Source organism: Rubritalea tangerina, assembly GCF_042683245.1.
Lineage (GTDB): Bacteria > Verrucomicrobiota > Verrucomicrobiia > Verrucomicrobiales > Akkermansiaceae > Rubritalea > Rubritalea tangerina.
Window position 1 is genome coordinate 111,126 of the sequence record NZ_JBHUJB010000035.1, and the last position, 15,229, is coordinate 126,354.

Sequence of the window (15,229 nt, forward strand, 5' to 3'; positions counted from 1 at the left end):
GAACGTTATCTGACTGAACAACAACTAAACAATTGCCCCCACATCAGGGATATAGCCCACTGAAATAGGACATACTATATCCTTTTGGAGGCACATACACCACCTTCACTAAACACTTTGGCCGTGTCTCAGTTATCGGAGCTAATCTACTCCCCATTCCCGCAGCTAATATTATCGCTATCATTCTAAAAAACTAACTCACTAATTAACACCACCCTGCTCCATCACCTTCAACGCCTCTAAACAAAACTCCAACTTCTCGTCACGCTCCCTATCAAAACTCCCTCTCCTAGTAGCCTTATCCTTCAAGAAGTGCTGTACAGCTGCCTCATATAGCCCCTTGGCCAGCTCAGGTTCCCTCTCCCGCCAAGCGCCATTTGCTGCATCATAATAACTATTCGCCAAGCTTAAGTGCACTTGGCCATCTTTATCAGAAATCACCCACGGCTTATACTCCCTTTTCATATCTTCCCAAATGTGAGACGCGTCGTCATATCGACGCTGCACTAATGCAATCTTTATGCGCGAAACCATACAGTCGCGCTCAAGCCGCACCTTTGAAGGTGATTGCGAAGACGCTGCCAACACCTCTATCGCGCCTACCAAATATGACTCAGCATGTGAGTACGCACGCTTCCGAAAGGCCTCCTCAGCCTGAGCCACCTTATTTCTAGCGACCTTCATTGCCAAACCAAAATACTTTGACCGTTCGCCTGCGTAGGGTTCAGCCATGAGGTAGTATTCCTCAGACCTCTCCCAATCACCAGATTCAGAGTACAAACTTCCAAGATTAACCATAGGCACCGGATTATACGGGTTTCGCCCCAACGACTCTTCATAGTAACTAATCGCCATAGCGCGATCCTCCTCCGCCCCACTCAGACAAGATAGGTGAAACAATTGCCCAATCCGCTGACTCCTCCTAAAGTCAGCCGAACGCTGATTCGCCAAACGATAATCATCGAGCAGATCCTCATGCCCCTCAGGAATCCACTCACCGTCTTCTCTAACTTGCTGATTCTTTATTAAAGGAACTGCCGCCCACACTTCTCTGCCTGCATAAGCACAACTCATAACAGCCAACATACCAATGCACGCAACTTTAACTTGTAGGCTGCCCGCCTTCACGGGCTCAACATTAGCATCTCTGCTATGCACCGCAGCTTTTCTCGGCAAACACCACGCTAGTGCTGTTGCCGCCAAAATGGCATTGAATGGCAAACGCATAGGAAAATCTCCCAAACAATGAATAGCCATCACCGTAAGCCCACACACACCAGCCACCCTCTTCCAAGATCGGGGGCTCAATTCACTAACAAGACATTCTCTAACTCCACGCCTCCAATAAAAACACAAAATCACACAAAATATAATAAACCCAACCACCCCATAATCACCTAACACCTGAATATACTCGTTATGCACAAACTCAGGACTTGCATCCCCTTGCGACATTCCTCCACCCCAAAACTTCAAACCCTCATAGCTATAACTCCTCCCTCCTGTACCCAACATTGGAGACTGCAACCATTGATCCATTGCCATCCCCCAATAGCTCTCTCTTATGTTGCTTGAAGTCGCCACCCCCCCACTCTCCCACCGCACATCACGCTTAATAAATGTACTCATCCCAACCACCACAAAAATGATCAACGAAACCACACCTACAAGCGATAAACAAAACCGATACCGCCGCCTAACAACTTCACCTAACTGACCAATCATTAACCAAGAGAGGCTAAATAAAACCCCACCTCCCACTAACAACGAAAATACCGCTGAACGTGAGCCAGATACCGATGCTATCCAAGCTGATACCAAGGCCGCCACTCCCATCAAAATGCGCGGAAAGCCAGCTGACTTTCCCCACATTGCATAAGCTCCCAAAAAAAACGAAAGCATCGCCATCGCATTCCCCAAAGCACCGTAATCAGTGAAAAAACCATAAACACTTCCCTCTGAAGCCCGCTCGCTCACCCACTGTATTGGTACTTTCACCTCCACTCCCTTACTCTGCAGAAAAAAAACCACAGCATTGAGCAAAACAATCCCCAACCCTCCCCATAATATGAACTGAGAACGCCGCTCCAAACGCATCAATAAATACCAGCCACTGAAAATAAGAAATATCGCAACATCCTCTTTCCACAAATCATACACCTCACCCCGGCACAACACTCCCAAACAGAGAAACACCCCAATAACCTCCCAACACCTCAGCCCCCTGACATCCCCCCCCTTAGCAAGCAGATACAACAGCAGGCCCAATCCCATTAATAATGCACCCAAAACAGCCAGCGACCAACTCATAGTTACCCCTAAAGAAGCGATTATAGCAATAGCCAATAGCCAATAGAACTTTTCTAACATCAACATTTACAAAACCTTTTTTAGTAATCGTTCCGTTGCCTTCCCATCTATGTGTTGATGAAACTGACGCATGAGTTTGCCACGTTTCTCCGCGGTTGGATCTTCATCTCTAATTAAACTCTGTAGCTCCTGTTTAAGACCTGAGTAGTGGTGAACTACAGAAGCTGGCAACCAATCAAAGATATTTTCAAAGACCATCGGACGTGAAGCCATATATTCAGTGGCGTCTTCAAAACAAGCAATCATAGGGCGATCCAACAAGCTAAAATCTACCATCACCGATGAGATATCAGATATTAAAAAGTCCATCTGCCCTAACACCTGATATAGTAATAAACCTCTCTCCCAAAGCCACTTCTCATCTATGTGAAGGACATGTGATGAGCTAGTCTGCTCATATTTCGGAGACATCGGATGGGCTTTGACAAGGCATAAGCAGTTTTCTCGCTCCAGAAATCTTTCAAAATCACCTTCATCGACCGTTCCCATCCCATAGACATTTCCAACTTCTAGACCATCCGTGCGGATGTCTCCTACCACTGACTGGCGATAGGTAGGCAACCAGATGAACACCTTGGCATATTGGCTACGATCAATCTCCATCCAATTCCAAATTGAAGCCCCCTCAGCAAAGAGATAGTCATTTCGTGGAGATCCTACGGTAAGGACTCTATTACACGATACCCCAAAAGCGTCAGACATCACTTTTTGATACAGTGGCGATGTGGCACAAATGTAAGTATCTCTTCTCCCAGGCATATGATTCAAGAGGCCAATCGCTTTGAATGGCATACCATGCCACATATTCACGCAAATCTGACTCTTGGGGACATCCGGAATAAAGTGACCGTGAGTCGTAAAGATATACTTTGAAACGATGCCATAGTAAAAATCCCTCACACTCCCCTTCTTCACATGGATAGTTTTCCCCCTATCCTCAAATGGAGGTCGATCCTCATCATTATAGTAAGACCACACCACCTTTTCTAGGCGCTCAAGCGGCAGCGAATTATACACAGCAACTGCACTGTCATCATACGAGGGCATCGCCTTCATATAACAATAACTCCTCTTAGGCGTAATCCGTATCAACAGAGTCACCAGCTTTTTGAGCATTTCTTTCATACACCCTACCACCCGCTAACTCCTACTCCGAAATTTCAACCACGCGATAAAAACGCTTCTCACTCCATGCATCCACAGCATGTTCATAAGAAAAACTCTGACCAAGCCCCACGTCTAAAACCGACCCCACCGTCTCCCAATCTTTTAGATTAGAACTAGATTCAATACGATAACTTCTGCCAACCTTCGAGTACCAATCTACTCTCACCTTTTGAGACACCTCATTTCTAACAACCGAATGGATCGCAAAGACTTTTGGCTTATGCAACTCACCTAAGCCATTATTATACACATCCACCCTAGAAAATATATCATTAAGCCACAACTGCCCCCCCCCCTGAAGCGCTCCCCATCTTTTTCTGTCCACTACCATGCCACACTATTCATCTCTCAGCTTCTTCAGCGTCTCATTGATCAAGGTGGAAGAAGTCGATTTCGTGTAAGGAAAATAAACAACCTTCACTCCGACCTTTTCAAAATCTTGTTCAAACTGCTGCCACTTCTCAGTCTTTGCCCAATCATCCCCCACAAACATAATATCAAACCGCAGCATCTCCCACGCACTCATCTTATCCATATTTTCCTGAGGAACCACCACATCCACAAAGTCAATATTTCGCACAATCTCCATTCTTTCCTCAAACGGAATCACCGCACGCTTATTCTTATAACTCACCAACTCATCCGTTGTTACACCCACAATAAGCTTATCACACATCCCTTTCGCATTTTTCAAAAGATTCAAATGACCAATGTGGAAAAGATCAAAAACTCCTGTCGTATATCCTATTACCATAACTTTCTTTAAAACAGTAGAAGCTTCACAACAGATTTAAATCCCCAAATCTGCCAAATCCATCTCCCCCCCCGTGAGGCACTTTAAATTAAATTTTAACCAATGATCTAATGCATCTCTCTGTGGTCCATTTTGATCAGAACTCCGCCCAAAGAAAATCTCTTCCAATGGCACCGGGAAACCAATCTTTCTTCTATGAATAATCTCATCTGGCAAAACATCTGAAAAGATCCGCTTCAAAGGTGCCTTCACCTCCCCATCTTTCATCCGGAACTCAGCTGACACACCAGCCATCCTCTCCACCAAAGTGTGATCTACAAATGGCACCCGTGCTTCCACCGAACAACGCATTGTCGAGTTATCCACACGCCGCAGCAATCCATGAAGGTGACCAATTTGGAAGAACCTAGCAACAATATCTAACGGTGTTTGCCCCTCCGCTACAAATGGCGCCATCACATCCTCTAACACCTCCAAGTCCTCATGTAACCCGTAGCTGTACTGAGCCGAAAATGCCCTTAAATCCCATTCCTTCTGCTCAGCCGCCCATCGAAAGATACGATCATAGCCAAAGAAAAGCTCATCTGCCCCCTCACCGCTTAACACAACAGTATTATGCTTCTTCACCTCTTGCGTCATACGTAGCAACAACACTTCATTCGGAACAGAAAGAGGCTCCCTACGCTCCCCTATCATCTTCCGCGCCATAGACAAAAACTCCTCTCGCTCAATCCCTACCTCGTGGTGCTGAGAGCCAAATCTCTCTGCTGCTATGCGAGCCCATTCAAATTCATTGTACCCGTCAAATCCAACAGTCCACGTATGAGGCTTATCCGCCAAACCTGCAACTATCGTACTATCCAGCCCCCCACTTAAATAACTCCCAACCTCCACATCAGAAATGCAACGCCTACGAACCGCCTTTTCTATCAGATCCCGCAGCTCCTCATCACTCGGAGCCTGCTGCTCACCCAATGGCAGATTCCAGTACTTCACCAAACGATCATTCAGACGATAATGCCCAGCGGGTAACATCTTTATCCCTTTATACGCAGTACGCCCATTAAAGAAGGCGCGTAGCTTTGCATACTGCCGCAAACCAACATAATCATATTCAACGTTGTCGAGAAATGAGAGAATAGGCGAAATCTCTGAAGCTACAATCAACCCATCAGTACTCCGCTTGTAATACAACGGTTTGATCCCCAGCCTGTCTCGCGCAAAAAAGACATCACCGCTCAGTCGGTCTAAAATAACAATGGCAAACATACCGTTGAGCTCATTAAGCATCTGCACACCCAACTTCTGATACAACAGCATCAATACCTCTGTATCACCCGATGTATGACAGTCGAGATCGTATTTCGCACTGAGTTCTCTATAGTTATAAACCTCCCCATTATATACCATCAAATATCTGCCATCGCGTGACATGAATGGCTGATTACTGCGATCATCTAAGTCTAATATCTTTAATCGTGTATGTCCAAGTCGCCACCCCCCCTCCTTGACTATCCCCCTAGCATCAGGACCTCGATGCTTCATACCATCTAAAGCATTCTCAAACTCTTTAAGCTCTGCGTCCAGACTACTGTTCACTAATATACCACACATAATCTAATCAAATTAACTATCTACAAATCTATGCCATTTATCAGAAAATAATGCATGGGATACTCATAAGAATATTTCTCCTCAATATAAAGGCCCATTTCATGTAATGATCTAAAAATTTATATAACCTCTGAAAGAACCCATTCCTAATCAATACCCGATTAGATAGATACGCCATGAGATTATCTCCCTCCAGCACATAGCCCAAAAATCCACCACCCTCAATTTACCACATCTACAATAAACTGATGCCATCGTGAGGAAAACTTTTCCATAGCATACTCTTCTTCAAATTTTGATCGGTTATACTCCCCCATACTTTCCCACTTATCCAGCTGCTCAAGAGCCTCTTCTAAGACATGTTTCAAATCGTCTCGATCACCCGCTCTATATAGCCAGCCTCCCCTACAGCTATCAACAGCGTCACTAATTGCTCCCACATTAGAGGCGATTATAGGTAAGGAATATGACATCGCTTCAAGTATGACTAACGGAAATGCTTCTGTATGAGATGGCAAACAAAAGATATCCATCCCTAAGAACGCTTTACTCTTCGCTGAACCACTTACAGCTCCGTGCCAATATACCTTATTAGCTCCGTCACAGCTCTCAAATAGTGATCGTATTGAATCTGTATCTTCTCCCACTCCAGACCCACCATAAAAGTGAAACTCTATTTCCTTTAACGGATATTCAACTCTCTGGGAAACTGTAAGCAAGTCAGCCCATCCCTTCAAGTCTTCCATTGAAGACAAATAGCCAACTCTCAACTTACTCCCAGCTCGCATTCTCTTACAATCATTCAGTCTAACATTCAGTGCATTGGGTATCGAAACCTCAGGACTTCCCCGTAAATAACTAGGCCAGCCCTTAGGTAAAGATTCTGCGCAACTAACCAAATAATCAAAGCGCCTCACCCCCCATTTTACAAATTTATTGAAGATAGACATCCCCTCATCCAACTCAAGACGATGGGGATCCATATGCACCCATCCGACCACTTTCATTCTGCACACATACTTAGCCAGAAGAACCGTTGCTATGTCCCGAAGTATGACCCCTCTCCCAAAGCTAGGGCTCAGTATAATCAAACGAGCATCAGTCCCAACGCAGGTGGCTACCATCTTTATGTTATACCATAGAAATAACAGTAATTTCCGAAGGGAAACGGATGACACGTCCTCACGACTTTTTGCATAAACCGCATTGATCGGATGTATTTCAATATCCTTCCAAACCAAAGAATTACGTAACAACTCACTATACTGCGTGGCCTGACCGTGAATACATGGAGATAAGTGCCCCATCAGCAACACGGACTTACAATCCTTATTCATAGGAACCTTCACCTTCTTCGTTATATTTGGTGCAGAAAAGTAGAGTTAATGTAGTGAATATCCACAAGAATACATTTGCTGGAAATTGAAAAACATAGCTTCCTGCTGCCAAAGAAAACAATACCGCACAATTCGCGCCTAATATCAACGTCGTTTGTTTTTTTAACTTATCATTCATTCCAAATATCACGGAGTGAACCTTCCACAATAACACGCCTACCACACATACAAGCATCGTTGCGGGGACATAGCCCCACTTGAAAATAAAGCGAGAAATCATGTCATGGGAAAATGTAGGATCCTCATAACGGTACTCACTTGGAACATGAGATTGCTCTACCCCGAAAGGCTGCCAATTATCGGGATTCTTTAGATTCGAGAAACCCAAAAAGCGATCATACAGCGTTGTCACCTTCATGGCCTGAGTACTAGTCCCATGATCTCCACTAATTTCATGTTGCCATCCGTGCAAATTATCTAAAAACCAATCGGAGTAGCACACCACTAACCCTACTGTTAATATAACGCACATGTACCCAATGATAGTAGTTAGTCGATACCTGAGAGCTATAACAACAAAAGGATAAATAGACAAACAAACCCAACCAGCCCGAGTGAATGTCATAATACACGCTACAGTAAACAAAACCTGAAGACTTATCCACAATACGACTCCAATCATTTTAAACCTAAACAGTATGTAGGATAACATCGAACATGATGCCATCACTATAGTGAGTGAACTCGCAGCATTGAGAGTAGAAAATGGGCGTATACCAACTTGACCCAATTGCCTAGACTCAATGGATAACCCCGTTGCCAAGTAATCTAACTCGAAGTCGGCAAATCCATACAATCGCTGCCATATCCCATACACAGCAACTGGGATAAACACAATAACAGCAAATTTTGCATACCTTAATAAATCTTTTTTTGTTGGATACAAAATGGGTAAAACATATAATAAATATATAAAAGCACCATAGTCAGCTACGACCCTCAGAGATTTGACTCCACCGTCCCCCAACAAGGCACTTGCTCCAACTGCTAGCAACACAATTGTACACCCAACAAACCGTAACAAGTCCACCTTCCTCATCTGTTGATAGATAACTTGTGATACAAATAAATGAGTGACAATACCAGCAAGTGTAAGCGGGGACATCGATAGTACAAACACTAAATCGAAATCTGTTATCGAGGACCCCAGAACCATAAATCTTTTTAACAAGTCACTATATCCTGCCAATATCACCAATACATATATTGCCACACTTGGTTTGATAACTCCGAGTAAAAAGCATCCAATCGACATGTATGTGGCCAATTTTCCGATCTCGTTACTACCGCTAGATAAAACAGACACCATAACCAGCACCCCAACCAGCATCGAAATGACTACAAATATTATATTAAAAAATCCTTTATTCATAATAAAAAGAATCACTTGTAAACATTCAGAGAAAAATCTCTCTCGAAGGAATTTGTGTATGTCATTTTTGCGATATTCTTTATACCTATATCACTTGAAGCGTAGCGCTGAACCTTCTCCAAATACTTAAAATGCCTATAGGTGTCGTAAAATACAAAAGAGGTAGGTCCGTACTGTGACTCAGGTAAATACCTACGGCCTACCTTTGCATCGTAAAAATGTTCATCTTGAAAAAATTGGGATCCATCATCATCTACACCATAAGATTTAAAATAAGAATTATCATAACCACATATATACACGTTTTCATAACCAATATACAATGCAGAACTCAAGGCGTGAAGAGCACTCAAATACATATAACCAAGAGGTTTCGATAAATCAGAAACATTCGTTCTGAATACATTCCTAACTCCACTATATGGAACACTATTACTAAACTTACTTTTATCGTAATAACGGTAGGGCACCATCGCTGGTATATTCCTGTCGTTCATTACTGAGATATCTTTATCAAAAGACCCCTTTACCTCCGGTCTTTCTCCATAATGAACAGGATCTGCGAACACCCCTAGTGTGGGCGTTATGTCGTATTTCTCTATCACTTTTGATGCAAAGTTATTTACGACTATCAGATCAAATTCACCACAATCAATCAGTGACTTGATCTTAGAAAAATCTATACAGCTGAGTGATGGCCCATTAGCAAAAACAAAGACATTTTCAGCTTTATTTTTCCTCATCTCATCAAATTTTTTACGCGTAATTTGACGCAACCTCCAATATTTCAATTGGTAAGAAAAACAATTAATCTCAGTTAAAATCCTCAACAACAATAAACGACTTAGTGACGTCTGCTCTGATCGATAGAGCGGCCTCAGGTCTGATTTTATTTTTGATAACCAATTCATATATAATAAATGGTGTAGGTCTACGTGCTACGCTTCACAATTGTCCGTCGATCGATTCATAATCATCATACCTAACTTCCAGATACAGTAGTATGCTATACAGATTATTCCGCAGTAAAAAATTCGATCTATGATTCCCAAACTGTCGGTCATCCCCATGATCAAGTAGACCCCTATAATTGATGCCAGTATCGATACACATGGCTGGATGATTCGCTCCCCAAGCCTGCCCTCCAAGAAGTAGCCATACACGATGAGCATAATTACCATTAGCCCATACCCCCCAAAGTTAGCATAGGCTGCACCACTCATTCCAAGCTCCGACACCAGTTCCTTGCACATTAAAAAATTCAGTAGAACTCCAGATCCTGCTATGATCGGCAGACTCAGTGTCTTCTTCAAAAAATTCACATAATTCGCCTGTACCAAAAAAAGCCCGTAACAATAAGTCGCTATCGCGAGAACTGGTAAGACTTCTACTCCTCCCCAATACCGTTCATCTACAATATACGGAAAAACTACTGGAGCTGTGAGAGTGAATCCAACTACCGAGAGTGATAGTAAACAGAGCACTGACCACTGTCCTCTCAAGATCGCGATCTCCTTATTCTCTTCTCTCAATGCCACATATCGGGGATACCAAGATTTCGTCACAGCTACGAAAACGAACGAGACCCCTACAGCAACCGTCTTGGATGCAGAATAAATACCTACTTCGTCCATTTCCCCATAATACTGCAGCAATAATTTATCCACTGTCAGCATCCCTGCCAAAGCCAAGGTGTAGGGAATGTAGGGTGCTCCAAACTGTAGCGCTTTCTTAAGCTCAATCCTATCAACACAATAAGATAGATTGGACCTAAACTCTGGCAGCCAGAATAGCATCAACATCGCTACAATCGCACCAGCTGCCCTTCCATAAAGCCGCCCTAGAGCTCCCAAATCAGCCCATCCCATCAATACAAGCGAAAGTGCTACTCCCACCACAAATGCGATCAGCTGATTCTTGCTGGATCGGCTATGGTCTTCCACTGCAGTCAACATATGATTCCCCAAATCCCTAGGAGGATTTACCAATACGATGATCAATATAGGGATAATATGGTAAAAATCGACTCCTAGTAACAATTCTGTATAACAAAAATACGCGATTAATACACCAACGACGAATAATGACGCAATCGTCTGAAACCAAAATGCAGCACTAAAAAAGCGGCGAAACCTCGACTCCTCACTCTTATATTCGTGGTAATATCTTATAACCGCAGAACCGAGACCAATCGTTACAAACGGCATGATTAACTGGGACAAAGCTACCGCAGAATTCAAAATACCAAATTCCTTTGGTGACATCCACCTTGTCATTATTGGTAACAGAATCAGACTGATCCCGCTGGTGAGTATACCAACAACCGAATACCATAAAGTACCTTGGACAACTTTATGAGCTAGTAGCTTTCGCATCTCTTAACGCTTTTGATCTATCAAGCTAATATTCCCCACTCAAGTGGAGTTCCTCTCTTTACATCGGCATTAACTTTTCTTCCTAACACTTGATCATAATAGCGTGGAGCCAAGCCATACCCAGGCCTAATAATCCGAGTGTTTTCCTCAGTAAGAAGATCACCCGCAGCTACGTCTTCCACTACGAAAATTGACCTCCTGAATACTGTGCTATTCTTTTCTTTCTCAGTTAATTCATAACTTACCGTACCTACCGCCTGTTCTGCAATTCGCACGGCTTTAACCATCTCCGAAAACTCATTCGGCTCCATAGAAAACGCACTGTCTGGCCCCTCTATATCTCTAGATTTAGTAAAGTGCTTCTCCACAATAGCCGCTCCTAAACCTACAGCTATTGCTGGCACCGTAGACCCCATCGTATGGTCAGATAAACCCACTGCTACACCAAAGGCCTCTTCCATATGCTTCATCCGAGCCAAGTTAGCCTCATCAACTGGCGCTGGATAAGAGCTCGTACACTTTAATAGCGCATACTCCTTACACCCATTCTTCTCCAACACCTCTACTGCTTCACAAATTTCACGCAGACTTCCCATCCCAGTTGACATAATCACTGGTTTGCCTGTTCTAGCAATACGCGCAATCAATGGGTGATCCACTAACTCAAATGAGGCTATCTTATACGCGGGCATGTTATGCTGCTCAAGACAGTCTACTGCCGTGATATCAAATGGACTCGAAAATAGAGTAATTCCTGCCTTCTTGGCTTCCTCTAACAACCTACCCGTCCACTCCCATGGAGTATACGCCTCGCCATAAAGTTCATAGAGATTCTTACCTTCCCATATGGTTCCTTCACCTATACGGAAATGCTCATTACTACAATCAATGGTCATGGTATCAGGAGTGTAAGTCTGAATTTTCACCGCATCCGCGCCACACTCCTTGGCCAAATATACCAAATCAATTGCCTCTTGAATGTCTTGATTGTGATTGGCTGAAATTTCAGCGATCACATAAGTGCTCGCTCCATTGCCGATCTTTTGACCATCTATGCAGATTTCCTTCATGCGATTATCATCTCTTCAATCTTGATCAAATGCCTAGAATAAAATCTTCCTTTCTACCATGAAGGCTTCAGCCGCTCGCAGCCCAACCTGAGAGCCTCTCCAAAGAGCCAATGCCTCAAGGGCCTCATACGATCGTGCATGAGGAAAATCACGCATCTCATCCTCATAGGCTTTCAATGCTTCCATTTTTACATCTAGCTGATCTGAAATATTCACATAATAGTTAGGTAAAAAACCATCAGTCAATGATACCCCCTTCCAAGCGGTACTCGAAGCAACCTCAAAACTGTATATCTCACAGACTCCATTCCCTGGTTGAGGCCTACTCGCCGTTAAGACTGACTCTAATGTCCGGCGGTGGTCCACGTTCAAATCTCCTCCATGATGGGTGTAGATTATTGTTGGCTGGTATTCCGTTATCACTCTCTCTATCGCTTGAGTGATCTCAATACGGGCCATTTGATCCATTGCATTATCTGGAAATGCAAATTGGCCTAACAATTCAGCCCCTATTATTTCCAATGCCTGATGTGCCGCACTTTCCCTCCCCTCAACATGACATGTGTCGCACTCATCACTTCTCGCGCCAACGCCATCAGTCATAAAGAGCACACCTACCTTGTCCCCCATACTTACGTGCTTGGCCATGGTTCCTCCACAGCCAAGAATCTCATCATCTGCATGCGCAGCCACTACAAGCACTCTTCTCTCAGTCGTTTGCATTGTCATTTTCCCCATCTATACTTATCGCTACACTTGCCTCCACTTTCCCCTCCCTTAAGGCTGACCGGCTAAACTCTAGTTTGAGGCCGCCGATGGTCTTAAACGCCCTAGGATAGCCATCAGCATCCAACATGCGTATGAAATCAAACACGCTCTCTAAACTCATATCTTCCACTGGCAACTCACTCTGCTGAGGTGTCCGCCGTACGAAATGCGTTACCTCTCCCTCCTGTACCACCGGATCTGGTTCATCATTTACCAAAGAGACCACCATCTCCATCGATAACATACCCGCACGTATGTATATTTCTTCAGCAGATCCCCCCTCTAATGACAAATGCCGCTTCATGTACACAGGTCCAGCGTCTAACTCATTTGTCATCCGCAACGCTGTCATCATCGTGTCTCTATGCCCCCTTACGATCAAATTCTGCAACGGGCTCCCACCACGCCCATAGGGCACATCTGTCATATGGAAACATACACACTCATAGTTTAAAGTTATTTCTTCAGGAACAAAATATGACCAATGCAGAAAAAATACATATCTAACATTAACCTGCTCTTCTATTGCAGACTTCAGTTCTGCAGCTGTAGACACCTCAACTATGTTGCCAGCAATTTTAGATCTAAAGCGCTTAATACTTCTATGATTCCAACTCCTGGAACTAGCGATTATGTATGTTTTACTCATACCGTGTTCATTATTTGTTACGCTTTTCTATATGCAGAATGTATTCCTGCCTCTCGTGCTTAAAAAAAGCGGGGTACGATTTATTATCTACTGTTCGTAACAGATTAAATTGTTCTCTCAAACTCAGATCTATATCCAGTTCACTGTCCTGGGGGCCACGCCGACTATAAAATGAACTCTCTCCAATCTGTTGTTTTCTATCAGTAACAAGCTGAGGGTAACTCTCTATGAATTCCTCACATAAGTGAAACGTCTCCAATGCTTGTAACTCTCTCAACTCATCCACTAATTCATCGCCACGCAATTGTATCTCATTTCGACAATATATCGGGCCAGAATCCACCTCGCTCTGAGCCTCAAAGAGTGTAACGGGTATCTTGCTTTTCCCCTCTAATACTTGCCAGGTCATAGGAGACCATCCTTTCCCCTCAGGTAAAGCACTCTCATGCACAACGAGATTATGTACATTCCGGTGAAGTACTTCAGACGGAACCATACTCCAAAATGACAAGAGTAAGAGAATGTCTGATGGTGCAATCTCATTCATATCATAGACAACTTTGACCGAATATCCTCTCTGCATTAGCTGAGAGGCAAACATATCTACTTTTTCCCTCATCCAACCCTTTTCGGCAGTTGCGATTGTAATTGATAGAGCCCCACTCAACAAAGCGACCACTCTGCTTGCCCCGTGACCATCAATCACTCGTTCCCGAACGGACCCGCTAACAGTTTGATCTGGTTGAGAAAACCATTTCTCTAGTTGCTTAGCCCATGCCTCAGGACAGTTCTCACAATACCAGCCTAGGTCTAGCGCTAGTTTACGCTCGCTCAACGCCTCTACTATCGGCTCCTGGTTGTTAGCGATGGTTATCACAGCACCTTTGAGCCCATAATAAAGCCACTCCCAGCATGTACTCCCCCCTGCAGAAACTACATAATCCGCCCATGCATACATTTCTGGCATATCCCTCACATTCACTAACAACTCCACATTGTGACGTGATCGCCCAGCTAATAGCTCTAGCTCTTCTTTATTCTCATTGCCCCCACCAACTAACACTCTCAAAGACATAGGCTCTACATCACTGATATCAAATGACTTTAACACCTTCGAGGTAACATTATCGGGATCCGCACCACCCAGCGTTATCAGAACATTTTTAATTGCCCCCCTCACCTCATCTCGTACAGAAGTGCTATGCAGAAACTCCTCTCGCAATAATGCAAATGGAGCTCCCAATAACCACATAGTATCTGACACCTTCGATCGCCTTTCAGCCCATACCTCAGAATTTAAATTCTGGTTTAGCACAGCATCTGCATGCCACTCCTCACAGTGACCATAATCATCTACGGCTAGTATTTTTACTCCATTACCATGGACTCCTCTCTGATATTCAGTAGTGAAATGATAACCATCTAACACTATCCACTCTGCAGAGAGTTCTGCACAGAGTTGTATTGTCGCCCGTACATCATCAGCCCCACCTAGATCAACTTGATCGATCAATACATGATCGATACCACATTCCAATACACGCTCCCTAATAGGATCGGGACAGAACACCGACACTATCGTCACTTGCCCACCCCGGCTAATATACGACTGAGCGAGCGCTATCATGCGCATCACATGCCCAGTCCCAATATGACCACCTGCATCAGCACGTATGACTAATGGTTTCATTAC

At 43.9% G+C, this 15,229-nt stretch carries 14 protein-coding genes; all 14 read right to left on the minus strand.

The window, feature by feature from the left end:
- Positions 1 to 43: 43 nt before the first annotated feature.
- Complete coding sequence (locus ACFSW8_RS08650) at positions 44 to 184, minus strand: sugar phosphate nucleotidyltransferase (RefSeq protein WP_377087276.1); 141 nt, start codon at positions 182 to 184, stop codon at positions 44 to 46.
- 17 nt (positions 185 to 201) lie between these two features.
- Positions 202 to 1,998, minus strand: a complete 1,797-nt coding sequence (locus tag ACFSW8_RS08655; protein WP_377177980.1) for an O-antigen ligase family protein — start codon at positions 1,996 to 1,998, stop codon at positions 202 to 204.
- 378 nt (positions 1,999 to 2,376) lie between these two features.
- Entirely contained in the window at positions 2,377 to 3,495 is a 1,119-nt protein-coding gene (locus ACFSW8_RS08660) for a CDP-glycerol glycerophosphotransferase family protein (RefSeq protein ID WP_377177982.1), read from the minus strand.
- A gap of 22 nt (positions 3,496 to 3,517) precedes the next feature.
- Positions 3,518 to 3,868, minus strand: a complete 351-nt coding sequence (locus tag ACFSW8_RS08665) for a hypothetical protein (protein ID WP_377177984.1) — start codon at positions 3,866 to 3,868, stop codon at positions 3,518 to 3,520.
- Between the two features lie 6 nt (positions 3,869 to 3,874).
- Positions 3,875 to 4,291 (minus strand): FAD synthase family protein, encoded by a 417-nt coding sequence (locus ACFSW8_RS08670; protein WP_377087281.1) that lies wholly within the window; start codon positions 4,289 to 4,291, stop codon positions 3,875 to 3,877.
- A gap of 36 nt (positions 4,292 to 4,327) precedes the next feature.
- Positions 4,328 to 5,905, minus strand: a complete 1,578-nt coding sequence (gene asnB / locus ACFSW8_RS08675) for an asparagine synthase (glutamine-hydrolyzing) (protein ID WP_377087282.1) — start codon at positions 5,903 to 5,905, stop codon at positions 4,328 to 4,330.
- A 221-nt stretch (positions 5,906 to 6,126) separates the two neighbouring features.
- Positions 6,127 to 7,242 carry a glycosyltransferase family 4 protein gene (locus tag ACFSW8_RS08680; RefSeq protein WP_377177986.1) on the minus strand — a complete coding sequence of 372 codons (1,116 nt, stop codon included), beginning with the start codon at positions 7,240 to 7,242 and terminating at the stop codon, positions 6,127 to 6,129.
- Positions 7,235 to 8,674, minus strand: coding sequence for a hypothetical protein (locus tag ACFSW8_RS08685; protein WP_377177988.1), 1,440 nt, complete (start codon positions 8,672 to 8,674; stop codon positions 7,235 to 7,237). The genes ACFSW8_RS08680 and ACFSW8_RS08685 overlap by 8 nt, the downstream gene beginning before the upstream one ends.
- A gap of 11 nt (positions 8,675 to 8,685) precedes the next feature.
- Positions 8,686 to 9,585, minus strand: coding sequence for a hypothetical protein (locus ACFSW8_RS08690; protein ID WP_377177990.1), 900 nt, complete (start codon positions 9,583 to 9,585; stop codon positions 8,686 to 8,688).
- Between the two features lie 27 nt (positions 9,586 to 9,612).
- Complete coding sequence (locus ACFSW8_RS08695) at positions 9,613 to 11,049, minus strand: lipopolysaccharide biosynthesis protein (protein ID WP_377177992.1); 1,437 nt, start codon at positions 11,047 to 11,049, stop codon at positions 9,613 to 9,615.
- Positions 11,050 to 11,069: 20 nt separating this feature from the next.
- On the minus strand, positions 11,070 to 12,119 hold the full coding sequence (gene pseI / locus ACFSW8_RS08700; RefSeq protein WP_377087291.1) for a pseudaminic acid synthase: 1,050 nt from the start codon (positions 12,117 to 12,119) through the stop codon (positions 11,070 to 11,072).
- Positions 12,120 to 12,152: 33 nt separating this feature from the next.
- Complete coding sequence (locus ACFSW8_RS08705; RefSeq protein ID WP_377087292.1) at positions 12,153 to 12,842, minus strand: PIG-L deacetylase family protein; 690 nt, start codon at positions 12,840 to 12,842, stop codon at positions 12,153 to 12,155.
- Positions 12,829 to 13,314, minus strand: a complete 486-nt coding sequence (locus ACFSW8_RS08710) for a formyl transferase (RefSeq protein WP_377177994.1) — start codon at positions 13,312 to 13,314, stop codon at positions 12,829 to 12,831. The genes ACFSW8_RS08705 and ACFSW8_RS08710 overlap by 14 nt, the downstream gene beginning before the upstream one ends.
- A gap of 232 nt (positions 13,315 to 13,546) precedes the next feature.
- Positions 13,547 to 15,226 (minus strand): UDP-2,4-diacetamido-2,4,6-trideoxy-beta-L-altropyranose hydrolase, encoded by a 1,680-nt coding sequence (gene pseG / locus ACFSW8_RS08715; protein ID WP_377087295.1) that lies wholly within the window; start codon positions 15,224 to 15,226, stop codon positions 13,547 to 13,549.
- Between the last annotated feature and the right edge of the window lie 3 nt (positions 15,227 to 15,229).